Source organism: Micromonospora sp. NPDC005174 (assembly GCF_040608495.1).
Taxonomy (GTDB): domain Bacteria; phylum Actinomycetota; class Actinomycetes; order Mycobacteriales; family Micromonosporaceae; genus Micromonospora.
On sequence record NZ_JBEXIJ010000028.1, the window covers coordinates 40,367 to 58,010 of the forward strand.

Annotated in this window: 17 protein-coding genes; 9 read left to right on the top strand and 8 right to left on the bottom strand. The window is 72.0% G+C overall.

Annotated elements, in window-relative coordinates; all coding sequences use genetic code 11:
- Position 1: 1 nt before the first annotated feature.
- Complete coding sequence (locus ABZU91_RS25475) at positions 2 to 1,036, bottom strand: LacI family DNA-binding transcriptional regulator (RefSeq protein WP_355245251.1); 1,035 nt, start codon at positions 1,034 to 1,036, stop codon at positions 2 to 4.
- Positions 1,037 to 1,166: 130 nt separating this feature from the next.
- Here ABZU91_RS25475 and ABZU91_RS25480 point away from each other — a divergent pair, with 130 nt between their 5' ends.
- From ABZU91_RS25480 to ABZU91_RS25490, 3 genes are all read left to right on the top strand, one after another.
- Positions 1,167 to 2,114, top strand: coding sequence for a LamG-like jellyroll fold domain-containing protein (locus ABZU91_RS25480; protein ID WP_355245254.1), 948 nt, complete (start codon positions 1,167 to 1,169; stop codon positions 2,112 to 2,114).
- Positions 2,115 to 2,151: 37 nt separating this feature from the next.
- A complete protein-coding gene (locus ABZU91_RS25485) occupies positions 2,152 to 4,272 on the top strand; it encodes a PQQ-dependent sugar dehydrogenase (RefSeq protein ID WP_355245257.1) in 2,121 nt (706 codons plus the stop codon).
- A 216-nt stretch (positions 4,273 to 4,488) separates the two neighbouring features.
- Positions 4,489 to 4,959, top strand: a complete 471-nt coding sequence (locus ABZU91_RS25490; protein WP_355245260.1) for a molybdenum cofactor biosysynthesis protein — start codon at positions 4,489 to 4,491, stop codon at positions 4,957 to 4,959.
- A 7-nt stretch (positions 4,960 to 4,966) separates the two neighbouring features.
- Here the strand turns inward: ABZU91_RS25490 and ABZU91_RS25495 are convergent, their stop codons facing one another.
- The gene (locus ABZU91_RS25495) at positions 4,967 to 5,344 is read right to left on the bottom strand and encodes a nuclear transport factor 2 family protein (protein ID WP_355245263.1); all 378 of its coding nucleotides are present in this window, start codon (positions 5,342 to 5,344) and stop codon (positions 4,967 to 4,969) included.
- A gap of 181 nt (positions 5,345 to 5,525) precedes the next feature.
- Between ABZU91_RS25495 and ABZU91_RS25500 the strand changes: the two genes are divergently transcribed.
- Positions 5,526 to 6,272, top strand: a complete 747-nt coding sequence (locus tag ABZU91_RS25500) for an alpha/beta hydrolase (protein ID WP_355245266.1) — start codon at positions 5,526 to 5,528, stop codon at positions 6,270 to 6,272.
- A 38-nt stretch (positions 6,273 to 6,310) separates the two neighbouring features.
- On the opposite strand, the gene ABZU91_RS25505 is transcribed toward ABZU91_RS25500, so the two are convergent.
- From ABZU91_RS25505 to ABZU91_RS25515, 3 genes are all read right to left on the bottom strand, one after another.
- Positions 6,311 to 6,736 carry an ATP-binding protein gene (locus ABZU91_RS25505; RefSeq protein WP_355245269.1) on the bottom strand — a complete coding sequence of 142 codons (426 nt, stop codon included), beginning with the start codon at positions 6,734 to 6,736 and terminating at the stop codon, positions 6,311 to 6,313.
- Complete coding sequence (locus ABZU91_RS25510; protein ID WP_355245272.1) at positions 6,736 to 7,068, bottom strand: STAS domain-containing protein; 333 nt, start codon at positions 7,066 to 7,068, stop codon at positions 6,736 to 6,738. The genes ABZU91_RS25505 and ABZU91_RS25510 overlap by 1 nt, the downstream gene beginning before the upstream one ends.
- Before the next feature lie 419 nt (positions 7,069 to 7,487).
- On the bottom strand, positions 7,488 to 7,820 hold the full coding sequence (locus tag ABZU91_RS25515; RefSeq protein WP_355245275.1) for a nuclear transport factor 2 family protein: 333 nt from the start codon (positions 7,818 to 7,820) through the stop codon (positions 7,488 to 7,490).
- Positions 7,821 to 8,000: 180 nt separating this feature from the next.
- Here ABZU91_RS25515 and ABZU91_RS25520 point away from each other — a divergent pair, with 180 nt between their 5' ends.
- Positions 8,001 to 8,387 (top strand): DUF2267 domain-containing protein, encoded by a 387-nt coding sequence (locus tag ABZU91_RS25520; RefSeq protein WP_355245278.1) that lies wholly within the window; start codon positions 8,001 to 8,003, stop codon positions 8,385 to 8,387.
- Between the two features lie 153 nt (positions 8,388 to 8,540).
- Complete coding sequence (locus ABZU91_RS25525) at positions 8,541 to 9,512, top strand: hypothetical protein (RefSeq protein ID WP_355245281.1); 972 nt, start codon at positions 8,541 to 8,543, stop codon at positions 9,510 to 9,512.
- Between the two features lie 75 nt (positions 9,513 to 9,587).
- Here the strand turns inward: ABZU91_RS25525 and ABZU91_RS25530 are convergent, their stop codons facing one another.
- Positions 9,588 to 11,993: a ricin-type beta-trefoil lectin domain protein gene (locus tag ABZU91_RS25530; RefSeq protein ID WP_355245284.1), complete on the bottom strand. Its 2,406-nt coding sequence runs from the start codon at positions 11,991 to 11,993 to the stop codon at positions 9,588 to 9,590.
- A gap of 252 nt (positions 11,994 to 12,245) precedes the next feature.
- Positions 12,246 to 13,082, bottom strand: coding sequence for a copper resistance protein CopC (locus ABZU91_RS25535; RefSeq protein ID WP_355245287.1), 837 nt, complete (start codon positions 13,080 to 13,082; stop codon positions 12,246 to 12,248).
- Positions 13,083 to 13,183: 101 nt separating this feature from the next.
- Between ABZU91_RS25535 and ABZU91_RS25540 the strand changes: the two genes are divergently transcribed.
- From ABZU91_RS25540 to ABZU91_RS25550, 3 genes are all read left to right on the top strand, one after another.
- A complete protein-coding gene (locus tag ABZU91_RS25540; protein ID WP_355245290.1) occupies positions 13,184 to 13,663 on the top strand; it encodes a hypothetical protein in 480 nt (159 codons plus the stop codon).
- Positions 13,664 to 13,668: 5 nt separating this feature from the next.
- Positions 13,669 to 15,024: a hypothetical protein gene (locus tag ABZU91_RS25545; RefSeq protein ID WP_355245293.1), complete on the top strand. Its 1,356-nt coding sequence runs from the start codon at positions 13,669 to 13,671 to the stop codon at positions 15,022 to 15,024.
- Between the two features lie 331 nt (positions 15,025 to 15,355).
- Positions 15,356 to 16,123: a nucleotidyltransferase domain-containing protein gene (locus ABZU91_RS25550; RefSeq protein ID WP_355245296.1), complete on the top strand. Its 768-nt coding sequence runs from the start codon at positions 15,356 to 15,358 to the stop codon at positions 16,121 to 16,123.
- A gap of 20 nt (positions 16,124 to 16,143) precedes the next feature.
- Here the strand turns inward: ABZU91_RS25550 and ABZU91_RS25555 are convergent, their stop codons facing one another.
- Positions 16,144 to 17,538 (bottom strand): FAD-dependent oxidoreductase, encoded by a 1,395-nt coding sequence (locus ABZU91_RS25555; RefSeq protein WP_355245299.1) that lies wholly within the window; start codon positions 17,536 to 17,538, stop codon positions 16,144 to 16,146.
- Positions 17,539 to 17,644 lie beyond the last annotated feature (106 nt).

Genomic DNA, 17,644 nt, shown 5'->3' on the forward strand with positions numbered 1-17,644 from the left:
CTCAGGTCGTCGGTGCGGGGCCGGTCGAGTCGCGGACGACCAGCAGGTGACCGGTGGCGCGCCGACGGGGTCGCGCCGCACGAGGCTTGAGGGCGAGGGTGAGCGCCGTACGGCCCATCTCGGTCAACGGCAGCCGGATGGTGGTGAGGCTGGGCGCGAGGTCGGCGGCGACGGAGACGTCGTCGAAGCCGACGACGGAGATCCGCGCCGGCACCGGCACGCGACGCGACCGCAGCGTCGAGAGCACGCCGGTCGCCATGGCGTCGTTCAGCGCGACGATCGCGGTGGTCTCCGGGTGCTCGTTGAGGATCTGCTCGGTGGCCGCCCGTCCGCCGCCGCGGGTGAAGTCCCCGTGCACGACCGTCAGGTCGGCCGGTCGCAGGCCGCGCTGCCGCAGCGCGGCCGTCACGCCGGCGAGCCGGTCGGCGACCGTGGTGAGGCCGGCGCTGCCGGCAGCGACCGCGATGTGCCGGTGACCGAGGTCCATCAGGTGCGCGGCGAGCGCGTGCCCGCCGGCCTCGTTGTCCGGTAGGACGGCGTCGACACCGAGCGCGTGCCGGCCGATGGCGGCGACCCGGCCACCGTGGTCCTGGAACGCCGCCAACTCGGCGCGGGCCTCGGCCTCGACCCTCGGGTCGTCGTACCCCGAGCCGCTGATCAGGATGATGCCGACCCGCTGTGCGATCAGGTGGCGTAGTTGCCGCAGCTCGTAGACCGGATCCCGGCCGGACTGGCAGATCTGCACCAGCAGCCCCTGCTCGGCGGCGAGCTGGATGACCCCTGCGGCGATCTCGGAGAAGTACGGATCGTCGACCTGGTGGACGATGAGCCCCACGGTGGAGCGGGCGCCCCCGGCCAGGGTGCGGGCGTACGGGTTGGCGACGTACCCCAGCTCGTGGGCGATCCGGCGAATCCGGTCGGCCACCTCGGTGCTGACCCCCTCGCGGCCGGCGAGTGCTCGCGAGGCGGTCGCCAGTGAGACCCCCGCGCGTTCGGCCACCTCCACGAGGCGCGGCCGCTGGCCAGCCCTGGGCATCCGCAACTCCCCGGAAACATCCATGTCACCCGATCTATTGCCAGTGACGATCGTCGAAGCCTAGGGTACGTAAGCGCTTACGTAAGCGCTTACGTACCGGGCACCGGCGTGCCGCGAAACGAGGTGAACGATGTCCAGGACTCGAATCGTCGCCGTCTCGCTGCTGGTGGTCGGCGTGCTGACCGGTGTCGGAGCGCCGCCGGCCCAGGCGGACCGGAGCGTCGCCCGCGGCGTCCACCCGGCGCTGCGAGCGCACGTGGTCGCCGCGTACGACTTCGACCACCCGGTGCCGGGTGACCCCGCCCTGGAACGCGACCAGGGGCGCTCCGGCACCGAGATCGAGCTGGTCAACGGCGGCTCGGCGATGCGGGTGCCCGACCACGCCTACCGGGGCAGCGGTAACGCGGTGCAGACCCGGCAGGTCGACCCGACGACCACCGGCAACGACGACTGGAAGGCCGGCACCTGGTCGGCGAGCGGAGTGCGGACGCTACGCGCGTTCAGCGCCACCGGCGGCACCACCATCATGGGCTGGTTCAAGCTGAACATGGACAGCCCCGCGCCCAACTCCACCACCGCCGAGCCGAACGACAGGTACAACGCGATCGGTCTCGCCGGTCTGCTCACCGGCGACTCCGAAGGCCACGGCGTCCGGGCCCTGCTGGAGCTGATCGACGTCGACGGCGAGCTGCGCCTCGTCGCGCTCGGCCGCCGCCTCGACGGTGGCAACTCGCAGACGTTCGCGGCGCGGCCGGACTGGCGCGAGCTGCTGCCGGTGGGGGAGTGGGTGCACCTCGCCGCCACCTTCGACTTCGGCACCGGCGCGCTGGCCCTCTACCGCAACGGCGAACCCGTCGACGGCTTCTACACCCGCGCCGACGACCCGTGGCTCGTGGCGGGGCCCGGCCCGCACGTGACCACCGCCTCCGACCCCCGGGGCATCAAGATCGGCGGGAGCTTCCCGCAGAACACGGTGGAACGCAACCCCTGCGACTGCCGGATGGACGGCCTGCTGTTCCTCGACAGCGTGGTCTCCGCGTCCGACGTGCGCCGGCAGTACCGCCACCTCGCCCGCTGACCACCCTCGGCACCGTCCCACCGAGAAGGAGACACGCGTGCTCACCGCCCACCATCCCCGCGCGCTGCGCCCCACCGCGCTGACCGCCGGCCTCACGGCGCTCGTGCTGGTGCTGTCCACCCTGTTCGCCACGCCCGCCCGGGCCGCCGACGCCGTCTACGACCCGATCCCCGAGATGCCGACCCAGTCCCGCCTCGGGCTGGTCCTCGACGAGTACGCGCGATTCCCGCAGTCGTACCCGACCCCCGCGCCGACGGACCAGCGGCTCATGCGGACCGCCCGGATCAACACCATCATGGAGCTGCCCGACGGGTCCGGCCGGCGCGCGGTGCCCGACCTGAACGGCAACCTCTATCTGGTCGAGAACGGCGTGCCGCACGTCTACCTGGACGTGGCGGCGACGTTCGCGCCCCAGTTCTTCTCCGGCCGGGGGCTCGGCCAGGGCTTCGGCTACGTCGCCTTCCACCCCGAGTTCGGCGTCAACGGCCGTTTCTACACCATCCACACCGAGTTGGCGTCGGCGACGACCACGCCACCGGACTACGCCCAGGCCGGCACGATCTACCACGGCGTCATCACCGAGTGGACGGCCGACGACCCGGCCGCCGACACCTTCGCCGGCACCCGCCGGGAGGTGCTGCGCATCGGCTTTGGCGGGCAGGTGCACGGCATCCAGGAGATCAACTTCAACCCCACGGCGAAACGCCACGACCGCGACTACGGCCTGCTGTACCTCGCGGTCGGCGACGGCGGCCTCGGCGTGCGCACCACCGACCCGCAGAACCTCGGCCTGCCGCACGGCAAGCTGCTGCGCATCGACCCGAGGGGCACCAGCTCCGCCAACGGCCGGTACGGCATCCCCGCCGACAACCCGTTCGTCGGGCGGGCCGGGGCGCTCGGCGAGATCTACGCCGTGGGCTTCCGCGACCCGCACCGGTTCAGCTGGGACCGGGCGACCGGCCGGATGTACCTCGGGCACATCGGTGAGCACGCCGTCGAGGCGATCTACGAGGTCCGCGCCGGCGACAACTTCGGCTGGAGCGAGCGCGAGGGCTCCTTCGTCTTCGACAAGGCGGCCACCAACCCCTGCGACCGGCTGTTCCCGTTGCCCGCCGACGACGAGCGCTACGGCTACACGTACCCCGTCGCCGCGTACGACCACGACCCCGCCGCGGACTGGAACTGCACCGCGGACGTCGGCGTCGCGGTGGCCGGCGGTTTCGTCTACCGCGGACGCGCGGTGCCGGCGCTGCGCGGCAAGTACGTCTTCGGCGACCTGGTCGACGGCCGGGTGCTCTACACCGAGGCGAACGAGATGCGCCGCGGCCACGGCCTCGCCCCGATCCACCAGCTCGCGCTCTTCGACGCCGCGGGTTCGCCGGTGCGGATGCGGGACCTCTCCGGACCCGGCGCGCCCGGCGACCCCAACCGCGTCGACCTGCGCTTCGGCACCGACGCGGCCGGCGAGCTGTACCTCGTCGCCAAGGCCAACGGCACGGTCTGGAAGGTCACCGGCACCCGGGAGTTCGCCAGCGGCGACGTCGGCGGCACCACCCTGCGCCACACCGCCGGCGCCGCCAACTGGGCGCCGGTGACGCCGACGAAGTGGCAGTTCACCCGCGACGAGGTCATCCTCGCCGAGGCCGGCGAGAGCCGGCCGGGCCCGCGCCGGCCCTTCGAGTACGCCGTGCTGACCGCCGGCCCGACCTGGTCGTCGGTGCTCCTCGACACTCGGGTACGACTCGACACCCCGGTCGACGTCAGCAACCGGGACGTGATCATCGTCTTCGGCTGGCGCTCGGACACCGAGTTCTACTACGCCCACCTCTCCACCGACAACACGATCTATCCGCACAACGGCATCTTCAAAGTCAACAATGCCGATCGGGAACGCATCGACCACCAGTGGAACGGCCGCTCCCGTGGGGCCAACCCGGCGATCACCGACGCCGCGTGGCACCGCGTACGCGTCGTGCACCTGCCGGCCACCGGCGAGATCGCCGTCTACGTCGACGGGCACCGCGACCCGCTGCTGACCGCGAAGGACACCACGTTCGGGTCGGGGCGGGTGGGCTTCGGCTCGTTCGACAATGTCGGCCGAGCACGCCATCTCACCGTGACCGGCACACCGGCCCAGGCCGGATCGCGGTCGAGCTAGACGCTCGCCATCCGCTTCGGCTGGCCCGCCAGCGCGATGTGCCAGTGAGCGGTATGCCTCAGGGTCATATTCATGACTCTGAGGTATACCGCTCACTACCGCAGCCACCCCCACGGCGGTCGCCGCCGGCCTCGCCGACAGCCCGAGCCAGTGCGCGGGCCCAGTCGTCTGCGGACCTGACCCGTCGGAGCCGGTCCGCTTCGTACAATTCCTGCCATGCCGGAGATCGTCGAGTTGCTGGCCTCGCCCGTACACCGCTTCCTGGGCCGGCCCTCCGACGGCCCGGCGCCGGCCCCGCCCGGCGAGCTGGTCGACACCGTCCAGATCCGGGCCGGCCTCGGCATCGTCGGCGACCGCTACTTCGGCAAGCAGGCGCACCGCGACGCGAGTGTCACGGTGATCGCCCAGGAATCGCTGCCGGCGGGCATCGGCCTGGCGCAGGTCCGCCGCAACATCCTCACCATCGGCCTCGCCGTGGACGAGCTGATCGGCAGGGTGCTGGTCCTCGACTCCGGCGACGGCCCCGTCGGCCTGCGCGTGAACCGTGCCGCCCGCCCCTGCGCGTGGATGGACGTCACGGTCGGGCCGGGCGCCTGGAAGGCGCTGCGCACCACGGGTGGCGTCCGTTGCACGCCGCTGCACGACGGCGTGCTGCGTATCGGTCCGGTCGAGGCGACGGTGAGCTGACCGGCTCTCAGACCTGGCTGATGTGCGCGGCGAGGACCCGCCAACCGTGCTGGTCGTCGTGCACCCAGGTGCGGGTGTAGCGCAGGCGCGCGCTGAACGGCGCGCCGTCGAACGTTCCGGCGACCCGGGCCAGGCAGAACGTCACACCTGTCGATCCGACGACAAGCAGGTCCAACTCCTCCTCGGTGAGCTCCTCGACGACCGAGGTCCGGTCCCGGTGCGCGGCGAGATCCTCCGCCTTGGTGTGCTTGCGGCCGTCGGGGCCGATCGCGATCAGTTGGTCGACCAGCAACTGGTCGAGGGCCGCGACGTCACCGGCCCTCTGCGCGGCCTGCAGGGTGCGTTCGGCGTCGAGCAGCTCCGCCTCGCGTGCGCTGTCCGGCATGGCACCGTCCTCCCGGTCTCCCGCTCCCGGCGCCGCCGTCCGGACTGACCGCATTGTGGCAGGCCGCACCGCCCGGACGTGGACGCATGGGCGCGGCGGCGCGCCACCCGTCCATCCGAATCACCGACCTGGGCGTCTTTCATCCCGAATACTGGCTCTATGCCACGAAAGGTGATGCCGAATGAACGCGCCTGACACGTCCGGCCAGCAGGCGGGGTTGCCCACCATCGTGCTCGTGCACGGGGCCTTCGCCGACTCGTCGAGCTGGAACGGGGTGATCGCCCACCTCAGGCGCCGAGGCTATCCGGCCATCGCTGTCGCCAACCCGCTGCGCGGTGTCCAGGAGGACGCGGCCTACGCGCGTTCCGTCGTGGACAGCATCGACGGGCCGGTCGTGATGGTCGCCCACTCCTACGGCGGACTGGTGATCACCGAGGCCGCGGACGGCGCGGCCAACGTCAAGGCCCTGGTGTACGTCGCCAGCATCAGCCCGGACGTCGGCGAGAGCGTGGTCGACCTGGTCATGAAGTATCCCGGCAGCCAGCTCGTCACGTCCATCAAGATGGTCCCCTTCCCCCTGCCTGACGGTGGGACGGGGATGGACCAGTACATCCAGCAGGACAAGTTCCCGGCCGTGTTCGCGGCCGACGTCGCCCCCGAGGTCGCCGAGTTGATGGCGGTCACGCAGCGGCCTGCGACGGCGAGCGCCCAGACCGGGTCCGTGACCAAGGCGGCCTGGAAGACGATCCCGTCGTGGACCCTGATCAGCAAGCAGGACCAGGGCATTCCGCCGGACCTGCAACGCTTCCTGGCCGACCGGGCGGGGTCCACCGTGATCGAGGTCGACGGGTCGCACGCCGTGGCTGTCTCGAAACCCGGTCCGGTGGCAGATTTCATCGACACCGCCGCCCGCGCCACCATGCGCTAGGCCCGCACCCCGAACAGGTGCTCAGCACGCTGGCCGGCTCAGCGTCCGAGCCTGATCCGGACGATCGTCCCCTCGGGGGCGGCCCGCACGGTCACCTCGTCGCAGACCTGCTCGACGATGGCCAGTCCGCGGCCCCGTACGGCGTTGGCGGCGGGCATGTCCCGGCCGAGCGCCCGTGCCGGGCCCTGGTCGACGACGTCGCAGAACACCTGGTCGCCCTCGGCCCAGAGCCGGACCCGGCCACCGCCGACGGTGTGCTGCAACGTGTTGGTCGCCAGCTCGCTGACCGCGAGCACCAGCAGCTCCACCCGCTCGGCCGACAGGCCCCGCGCGGTGGCGGCGTCCCAGACGAAGGCGCGCAACGCCCGCAGGTCGGACGCCACCTCGTACGTCATCGTGTCGGTGCGCGAGGCGAACGCAGGCTCCTCGGCCACCGCGTGGGTCTCCCGACGGTCGGTCGCCATCAGCCCGCCAGCCGCGGGTCGTCGACGGGCGGACGCAGCAGGTTGCCGATGCCGGTGATGTCGAGGACGGTCGCGACCGGGCCGGACGCGTTGACCGCGTACAGACGACGACCGGTCGCGCGTGCCGCCTGATGGGCGGTCACCAGGCCGTGCAGGCCCGTCGAGTCCATGAACCGCAGCCCGCCGACGTCGACCACCACCACCGACGCGGCGCGCACCGCCGCGGACAGCACGGTCGTCAGCTCGGGCTGGGCCGCCAGGTCGCACTCACCGGTCAGCGTGACCACGATCCGCCCGGGTGTCGTGGACGTGCGGGCCTCGAAGTGCGCCATCGGACAGCAGCATCCTTCCTCGTAGCGTCAGCCGTTGTCGGGACATCATGTCATCCGACAGCCGCCCAGCCGTGTCCTCCATTCGGCGGTTGATCAAGAAGGCGCGGCCACTGTGCGGCGGCGGACGGGTCAGGACCCCGCGTCGAACGCGACGGACTCGCTCAGCTCGCGCCACCGCGCGTCGGACGCGGCGAGTGCCTCGGCGACCGTCGATGCGGCCGCGACCGCGTCGACGCCCAGCAGCAGCCGTGCCGGCGGGTCGTCGACGCGGGTGATCTCGATGATCGCCCGCGCCGCTTCGCGGGATCGCCCGGCTGGCGACCCGGTCGCCGACGCTGGAGATCTGGACGCATGTCCTCGATCGCGCCCACGTCGCGTACCGGCACGGCATCTCCTTCGGAACGGGCGACGGGCGGTCGCTACGGGCGGATGTCCAGGGCGCCGATCAGGCCGTCGCGCAGGGTGAACCGGTACCGCAGCTCGATCGGGCTGCCGGGGAAGTCGCCGGACACCCGCGTGAGGACCAGGTACGAGTCGCCGGCCTGGGGCGTGACCCGCACCGGCTCGGCGGTGTACGAGTACTCCGACATCGTCCGCTCCCGCCAGGATCGGATGGAGGGCCGGCCGTCGTACAGGCGGTCCCCGTCGGCCACGCTCGCGGTGTCCGCGAAGCAGGCGACGAAGGCGTCCAGGTCACCGTCGCCGACCGCCCGGAAGTACCTGTCGATCACGTCGGGCAGGTCGACCGTCATCTGCTCCTCCTGCGGCATGGGCCGCCGTCGGGCGGCCGCCGTGGTCCCGGTCCGACCTCACCGTACGAGACGGCGTCGGTGGGACGCGGCGCAACCGACAGAACCACCGGCGGGAGGGCCCGGGTTTGCCGCCGTCCGGCCCGGGTAGCCACGCGTTCCGGCGACGGAAGGGGCGGGACCATGGCCGAACTGGCGTTCGTCGACAAGGTCGCGGCACGGGCGGGCATCCCGCCGGAAGAGGCGCGCTCGCTGACCGAGGCGGTCCTGCGGACACTCACCGAGCGCCTCAGCGGCGGCGAGGCGTCCGCGCTCGCTCCGCACGTGGCCGACGAGCTGAGCCCGCTGCTGGTCAAGGCCGCCGAACCGCCCGAGACATTCGGGTACGACGAGTTCCTGCGCCGCGTCGCCGACCGTGCCGGCACGGATCGGCCCGGCGCCGAGCGGGGCGCACGGGCGGTTCTTCAGACGATGCACCGGGTGGTCGGCCACCGGGAGTTCACCGACGCCCTGGCGCAGCTCCCGGCGGACCTGCGGGCGCTGGCCCAACCGCTGCCGCACGGCCCCTGACCGACGCGCGCCTGATGCGTCGGTGACCGTTCGGTCCCTGGCGTGCCGCCACGACACCGGATCTACTGTGCGTAACCGATCGAACGCGCAGTGGCGGTTGTCCCGCGCCCGTCCGCCGGGTCGTCGCCGCTCCGATCCGGAGGAGCGTCCCCCTTGGCGTCCTTGGTGTCCCCGCGTCCCCTGCTGACCGCAGTGACGACCGTCGTCGCGATGATCACCCTCGCTCCCGCTCCCGTCGTCGCGTCCCCGCACAGCTATCGGGTCGTCGACCTCGGCACCCTGAGCGGGGGTGACGGCGCTGCGACGGCGATGAACGACCGCGGCGACATCGTCGGCTGGAGCACCGTCGCCGGCGGCGCCCGGCACGCCGTGCTCTGGCGACACGGCGTCATCACCGACCTGGGCGTGCTGCCCGGTGACACCGATTCCAGCGCCGTGGACGTCAACGAGTTCGGTGACGTGGCGATCACCTCGTTCGGCTCGGACTACCTGACCCGCGCGGTGCTCTGGCGCGACGGCCACCTCCGCGACCTTGGCACCCTGGGCGGGGAGAACAGTGTGGCGATCGGCGTCAACGACCGGCGGCAGGTGCTCGGCACCAGCGATCCGGCCGACGACATGCGGCACCGTTTCCTGTGGCGCGACAGGGTCTTCACCGACCTGGGTCAGGAGTACTTCTACGAGTTCACCGCCGACTTCAACAACGCGGGCGACGTGGTGGGCGGGTTCAACGTGCCGCCGCAGGACTACCCGTGCACCTGCGTCGGTGGCCGGTTGCGCGACGGCGTCCTGACCCAGATCGGCAGCGCGGCGCTCGGGATCAACAACCGGGGTCAGGTGGTGGGCGCGGCGAACGGCCGGGCGTTCCGCTGGCAGAACGGGACACTCACCGACCTCGGCACGCTCGGCGGCGACCGGAGCCACGCCACAGCGGTAAACGACCGGGGGGTGGTGGTGGGCCAGAGCGCCACCGCCAGCGCCGCGTGGCACCCGTTCCTCTGGCGCAACGGTGTGATGACCGACCTGACCACCCGGGGCGTGTGGGAGACCGACTGGATCGAGGACATCAACATCAGCGGCCACCTCGTCGGCGCGCGGGGGAACCGACCGGTGCTGTTCCGCTGAGCGTCGGTTCCCACACGGCTCACGAGACGGGGCGTGGCCCGACCCGCCGGTCTGACCACGCCCCCTCGTCCGAGGTCAGCCGGTTACCCCGCTGCTGACCACCCACTTCTGGTGTGCGCCGCCCGCGTACGTGCCGAGCTGGATCTGGGTGCCGTCGCCGGTGTTACCGCCGGCGGCCTCCATGATCTTGCCAGACTGCGGGTTGCGGATGGATCCGTCGCTCTGTGGCTGCCAGACCTGCGCGCCGGTGCCGTTGCAGGTCCAGAGCTGGATCTTCGTACCGTTCGCGGTGCCCGCGTTGTCCACGTCCAGGCACTTGCCGAGCACCCGGTACGTGTCGCCGACCCGGGTCCACGACTGGGCGGCGGTGCCGTTGCAGGTCCAGAGCTGGATCTTCGTACCGTCGGCGGTGCCCGAGTTGTCGACGTCCAGGCACTTGCCGCCGACGCCGGTGATGGTGCCGCCGATCGGCGGCGGCGGGCTGCCCGGGATGGAGTTGAGCGTGTACCACGCCTCGGTGCTCCACAGTGACTGGCCGCTGGTGGAGGTGAACGGGCGCGGCGAGCGCAGGTGCACCACCCGACCGGCCTTGCGGCCGGCCACCGCCAGGCTCACCTTCTTTCCGTCCGACGAGAGAGTGGCCGAGGTGACGGTGAGGGTCTCCTCGTCGATCTTCGGCCCGCCGTAGGCCGAGGTGGCCACGTACCGCCATTGCTTGATCTTGTAGTGGGACGCGAGGTTGGCGGCGGTCGCTGCCGAGACGGGCTGGGTGTACTCCACCTCGAAACCGGTGGTGGTGGCACGCATCGCCAGCATCTCGAAGGTGCTGGCGCTGTTCGGGGTGAGCTTCTGCAACCCGTACGTCAGCTTGCCGGTCTGCCCCCAGTTGCCCCCGGCGCCGAGCCCGCCGACGTAGATCGCGCCGTCCGGGCCGAGGTTCACCTCGGAGACGCCCGCCTCCAAACCCTGGGTGAGTCGGAACAGCGCGCCCTGGTACTCGCCGTTGACCTTCTCCACGGAGGCGCGTTGGAGACCGCCGTAGGTGACGTCGCCGATGACGAACTGGCCGGCGTACCGCCCGCTGGTGAGGTAGAGCGGCGTGCTCGGCGAGTTGGCGATCTCGTTCTGCGGCATCCAGAGCACCGGCGGGGTGACCGGGTTGGTGTCGAACGGACCGGCCGGGGTCGTGTAGTGGTTGAAGAAGCGGCCCTGCTTGATGTGCACCAGCTTCGACGACGGCAGCCAGCCGCCCTGGTTGTCGGTGACGAAGATGCCGCCCTCCGGCCCCCAACCGATGCCGTGTGGTGTCCGCAGGCCGCCCGCGACGTAGCTGACCGCGCCGGTGTCCTTGTTGACCTTGATGGTGGTGCCCCGGTTGGCGGCGGGCTGCGGCACGGTGGTCGCGCCGCCGTAGTCGATCGACACCGACAGGTTCACGTAGAAGAACCCGTCCTGGTAGAGCAGACCGAACGCGAACTCGTGGAACTTGCCGCCGTACGGCCAGGTGGCGACGGTGTCGAGACGGTCGGCCACCTCGTCGCCGGTGGTGTCCACGAGCCGGGTCAGCCGCTGCTTCTCCGACACGTAGACCACGCCGTCGACGACCTTGAGCCCCATCGGCTCCTTGAGGCCACCGGCGATCTTCTTGGTGGTCACCGCCCCGGGACTTGTCGCGCCGCCGGTGCCGCCCATGATGTACACCTCGCCGTCCTGGGAGGTGCCGGACTGGTCGCTGCCACCCCAGGTGCTGATGACCAGCCGTCCGTCGGGCAGCCAGTCCATCCCGGTGACCTTCGGCTGGAAGCCGCTGGGTCGCAGGTTCGTGAGCGTGTAACCGGGGTGCACGCCGGTCAGCGGCAGGCCGTCACCGGGCGTGTCGCTGACGCCCTCGCACTCCTTGCGTCCCGGTGCGGTGACCCGGACGACCCCGGCGTCGGTGCTCAACGCCGAGTTCGGTACGACCACGAAGGACGACGAGCCGGGCGTACGCCACTCCAGGGTGATCTGCTGGTCACCACCGCGCTCGAAGTGGTCGATGCGCAGTGGATGCAGGCCGGTGGCGAGGGTGACCGTGCCCTCCTTGGGTGGGGTGGCGCCGTGCAGACCGTCGTGGTCGACGACGACGGTGTTGTCGATCGTGAGCTTGGACCCGTCGTCGCTGCTGAGCCGGAAGGTGTAGCTGCCGGCCTGGGTGACGGTGATGTTGCCGAGCACCTGCGAGACGAAGTTGTCGTCGAAGCCGAAGTCGGCCGCCGACGTCCAGTTGATCGTGGACATGAGCTTGTCGACGTTCGGGGTCTGCGCGGGCTTGAGCGTGCAGATCTCGGAAAGCGGCACCTGGACGTCGTAGACGCGCAGGGTGACGCCCGGTTCCTGCTCTGCGGCGGCGTCGGCCGGGTCGGCCCAGAAGCCGACGGTGAGGACGAGCGCGAGCGCGCCCAGGACGGGACTGCGGAATCGGCGAGGCAGCCGTGTACCCATCGTTCCTCCAACGAGGATGAGGAGTGACCGGCGGCCGGCATGCAGCGATGGTGAGGTGGGTGGCCGCCGGCCCGGTCCGTAACGTCCTCGACGCCGACGAGTGACGATCCGGAAACACCGGGTTGATGGGTCGAGACATTAAGGGGTTTCGATCAGGGTGTCCATGCCTTTGCATCGATACATCAAAAGTTCCCGATGTCCGTGCGAAAGCTCGCGGCACTGATCCCCGAATGTCCAGGGATGTGACCGGCCTCAGCGGCGTCCGCGGCGAGCCGGACGGCGGTTCGTTCCGCCGCGTGGACGCGGGAGGCTGCCGCCTGTTGGACGTGCGGCGCCGCCGCGCGGGCGGGCAGCCTTACCCGCCGGCCGGGCGGCGGGGCGACGGCGGGCCGCCACGAGGATGAGCGTGCCCACGACGGCGACGATGGCCGCGGGTACCACCCACGAGGGAAGTCCCTTCTCCTTCGAGGACGCCGGCGGCGCGGCGGCGGGGGTGATCGCCGGGTCGAGTGTCGCGGCCGGTACGGCGGACGCCGACGTGCCGCCCTCGGCCTGGGCGAGCAGGGCGGGATCGGGACCGTCCGTCGGGGCCGTCCAGCCGGCCGGGGCCGCCGTGCTCGGCCCCTGGTAGTCGAACGTGACGGTGCCCCGCACCGCCTCGCCGTCGGAGGCGACCGTGAGGTAACTGGCGGTGTACCTGCCCTTCGCCGGCCAGTGCGCGACGGCCACCATCGCGGGGAAGCCGGTGTGGTACAGCCGCGGCTCGAAGACGCCGTTGACCATGAAGTACTCCTGGACCGGCTTGTCCAACCGCTTCGGCTCGCCGTGCGACCAGCCGCTGTCCACCCGCGACCCGTTCGGGCCGCTGAGGGTGAAGTGCGCGTTGGCGGCCGGCTTCTCCGTGAAGTACAACCCCACCTGGGCGAGAGGCTGGCGCACCACGGTGCCGGTCAGCGGGGTGGAGGTCGCCAACTGGCCGTGCGCGGACGCCGGGGCGGCGGGCAGCGCCAGTGCCGCCACCAGCAGCGCGGCCAGCACCGCGAGGGTACGACTCACGTTGTTACCGACAGTGGCGAGCCTCGATCGCATTCGTTCATCATGGTCATTTCCCCGTCGCCGAACAAGACGTAGAGTTCACCCTCCGACGATCATCTCGACACCCCGTCCCCCCGCGTCGTTCGGAGTCCGCCGTGCCCGTCCCCGGTCCGCGCCCCACCGTCCGCTCCGCCGCCCTCGTGGTCACCGGTCTGCTCACCGCCCTGCTCGCCGCGGGCTGCGGCCACGATGACGACCCGTCCGTCGCCACACCCTCGACGGCCCCGACGTCGGCCGCCGCGCCGACCACGTCCGCCGCGTCGGTCACCCCGGGCAGCCCCACTCCCGCCGCCACGCCCAGCACGACCGCGGTCGACCGGGAGATCACCGTGACCGTCGCCAAGCGACGGGTCACCCCGCCGACCGGCCGGGTGACGGTGACCAAGGGCCAGTTGGTCCGGATCACGGTCACCTCGGACGTCGCCGACGAACTGCACGTGCACGGCTACGACCTGGGCGCTCGCCTGCCGGCCGGCGCGCCGGGCATGGTCGAGTTCCGGGCCGACAAGACCGGGCTGTTCGAGGTCGAGACGCACGAGACCGAGCTGGTGCTGTTCCAGCTCGTCGTCCGCTGATCGGCATGTCCGCCGCTCCCACACTGCTGGCGCACGGCGTCGGCGGCCGCCAGGACCTTCCGATCACGCTGCCCGAACTCGTCGTCGCCGCCGCCCTGACCCTGGTCGTCACGTTCCTCGCGTTGGGCCTGCTCTGGCGCGAACCGCGCCTCGACCGGGACGCCGCCGGTGGCCGGCCCGTGCCGGACCGGCTGGCCCGCGCCCTCGACGCCCCCACGTTCCGGTGGGTGCTGCGCGCACTGGGGTTGCTCGCCACCGGCTGGTTCTGCGTCGGCCTGCTCGCCGGGCCGGACACCCCGGACAATCCCACGGCCGGCGCGCTCTACGTGCTCCTCTGGGTCGGCCTGGTGCCCGTCTCGCTGCTGATCGGCCCCTTCTGGCGGGCGGTCAACCCGCTGCGTACCGTGCATCTGCTCGGCGCGCTCGCGGCCCGGCGCGACCCGGCGCGCGGCATCCGCGAACTGCCTGGCGGCGTGGGCCTCTGGCCCGGCGCGGTCACCCTCTTCGCATTCGTCTGGCTCGAACTGGTCGCGCCGGACCGGGCCACCCTGCCGGTCATCACCGCGTGGCTGGCCGGGTACGCCGTGGTGATGCTGGCCGGCGCGGTGCTGTTCGGCGCGGAATGGTTCGACCGGGCCGACCCGTTCGAGGTCTACAGCGCGCTCGTCGGCCGGCTCGCTCCGATCGGCAGGGCCGCCGACGGTGTGCTGGTGTGGCGCAACCCGCTCGACGGGATCGCCGGTCTGCGACCCCGTCCCGGGCTGGTCGCCGTGGTCATCGTGCTGCTCGGCTCGACCATGTTCGACAGCCTCTCCAACGCGCCGGCATGGCTGCGCTTCGCCCAGGAGAACGGGCTGCACCCGGCGGTCACCGGCAGCGCCGGACTGGTCCTGGTCATCGGGGCGGTCGCTGTGGCGTACCTCGCCGCCACCGGCGTCGCGGCCCGCGTCGGTCGCAACGAGCGGGCGGACGCTGGCGCGGTCGCCGCGCGGCGGGTGCCGGGCGAGATCGCGCACTCGATCGTGCCGATCGCGGTGGGCTACGTGGTGGCGCACTACTACTCGCTGCTGATCCTGGAGGGTCAGCGCACCGTCGCGCTGCTCTCCGACCCCCGCGACACCGGAGCGGACGTCTTCGGCACCGCGGGCTGGGAACCGCACACCGCGCTGGTCACCCCGTCCGGGGTGGCCAACCTCCAGATCACCGTCATCATCGTCGGGCACCTGCTCGGCACCCTGCTCGCCCACGACCGCGCCCTGTACCTGTTCCCCCGCGCGCGGGCGGTCGTCGGTCAGCTCCCGTTGCTCGCGCTGATGGTCGCCTACACCGTCGCTGGCCTGCTGCTGCTCTACGCCGGTTAGGCCGTGTGTCAAAGCCCTTGGCCGGCCTGCGTAAGGCCCAGACGACGACCGGCCGCTTCGGCCGCTGGTGAACCGCCGCTCGCGGGCCCGTGGTCCGGCCGGATCGGAGCCGCCCGCTCTATTGAGAGTGATGCCTGTGAGTCATCTTGATGCCTCACAGGCATCACTCTCATCGTGCCGTCCGCCGTCCGCCGTCCGCCGTCCGCCGTCCGCCGTCCGCCGTCCGCCGTCCGCCGTCCGCCGTCCGCCGTCCGCCGTCCGCCCCTCGGCTCGACCGAGGACCTCGACACACGGCCTGGCCGCGTCCACGCCCGCAGACGAGGATGGGGGCGTGGACTTCGCTCTGACGCGCTACCTCGACGATCTCGTGGACACCGCCCGGGACGTGCTCGGCGACGATCTCGTCGGCGCGTACGCGGCCGGCTCGGTGGGGCTCGGCGCGTACCAGGCCGGACGCAGTGACGTGGACGTCGCGCTGGTCTGCGTCGACCCGCTCCCCGAGACCGTCAAGCGGACGCTCGTGGCACGGCTGCGACACGAGGCGCTGCCCTGTCCGGCGCGCGGGCTGGAACTGGTCGTGTACCGGCGGGCGGTGGCCGCCGCCGGCAGCCCCGAGCCCGGCTTCGAGGTCGAGCTGAACACCGGCCGCGCCATGCCGTTCCGCCGCACCCTCGACCCGGCCGACCGCCCGGATGCCGACGGCCGGTTCTGGTACGGGCTGGACCGCAGCATCCTGCACCAGAGCGGACTGCCGCTTGCCGGTCCTCCGGCGGCGGAGGTCTTCGCCGACCTTCCCCCGGACGCTCTGCGTCGGCTGCTGGTGGAGGCGCTGACCTGGTGGCTGGCCCTGCCGACGCCACCGGACGACCGGCCCGCGCCCGGGGCGGAGGACGCGGTGCTCGGCGCATGCCGCTCCCTGGTGCGCCACCGCGACGGCGTCTGGCTGTCCAAGGTGGCCGCCGGTCAGCGACTCGTCGACACCGGCGACCCGGCCGACGTGATCCACCGGGCGATCGCCGCGCGGCACGGCGGCCCACCGCCCGCCGGACCCGAGGCCCGTGCCTTCCAGCAACGGGTACGCGCCGAGATCGCCGGCTGACTGCACCCGGTGCGAGGTGCTCAGCGCACCGGGCGGGACCTGAGTGAGGCGAAGAGCAGGTTGAGGCCCTCGGCCATGGTCGGATGCGTGATGATCGCGTCCCGCAGCGCGGTCCACGGCATCCGCGCGAGCATTGCCAACTGCACCGAGGTGATCACCTCACCCGACTCCGGGCCGAGCAGTGCCGCGCCCAGGATCAGGTCGGTACGGTCGTCGATCACCGCCTTCCACATGCCGCTCGTTTGGCGCAGGGTGCGGGCCCGGGGGATCGCGGCGACGGGCAGGTGGGCCACCTGGACGTCGTACCCGGCGCGCCGCGCGTCGCTCTCGCTGAGACCGACCCGCGCCAGCTCCGGGGTGGTGAAGACGGTGTACGGGATGAGTCGGTCCGCCGTGCTGCGCTGCTCACCGGCCAGGTTCGCCCGGATGATCCGATAGTCGTCCAGCGAGACGTGCGTGAACTGCGGGCTGCCGGCGACGTCCCCGGCCGCCCACGTCCGCTCGGCGCTGGTGCGCAGGTACTCGTCGACCACCACGAAGCCACGACCGTCGAGCCGGACACCGGCCGCGTCCAGCCCGAGCCCGTCGGTGACCGGCGCCCGGCCGGCCGCCACCAGGACTTCGTCGCCGGTCACCACGCTGCCGTCGTCGAGGGCGACCCGGAGCGTGCCGTCGGGGTCGCGGTCGACCCGGGCGACGGCCACGCCGACGCGGACGTCGATGCCGTCGTCGAGGAAGATCCGCATCAGCGCGTCGGCGATATCGGGGTCCTCGCGGGTGAGCAGTTGGGGGCCGCCCTCGATGACCGTCACCGCGCTGCCGAACGACGCGAACATCTGCGCGAACTCCACCCCGACGGTCCCGCCGCCGAGCACCACCAGTCGCGCCGGCAGTCGATCCAGCCGCAGGAGGTCGTTGCTGGTCAGTACCCCGGCCTCGGCCATCCCGGGCACGGACGGCAGATGTGGGCGGGTGCCGGTGTTGATGACCACGTCGGCGCCGCGCAGCAGTCGTTCGCCGCCGTCGGCCAGCGGCACCCGCACGGTCCGCGCGGCGACGAACCGGGCCGCACCGATCACCAGGTGCAGACCCGAGTCGAGGAACTGCTGTCGGTTGGCCGCCACCATCTGGTCGACGACGTCCTGCTTGTGCGCCCGCAGCAGGTCCACGTCCACCCGGCCACCCTCGACCACGAGACCGAGCGCGGCGGCGTCCCGGAGCTGGCGGGCCGCCCGCGCGCTCGTCACCAGCGCCTTCGTGGGGATGCACGCGACGTTGATGCAGCTACCGCCGATCATGCCGCGCTCCACCATCGCCACCCGGCGGCCGGAGCGGGCCACGTCCATGCTCAGCGTCTTGCCGGCCTTGCCGCCGCCCACGACGAGCAGGTCGAAGTCCTCCGGCTGGTCAGTCACGGAAACTCCTCGCGGCCACGCGGCGCGTCCCCTTCCGGATCGCCGATCGGGCCGGTGGTGCGTGTCGGCCAGCCCCAGCCTGCCAGCTCCCATGGGACGTCCGGGA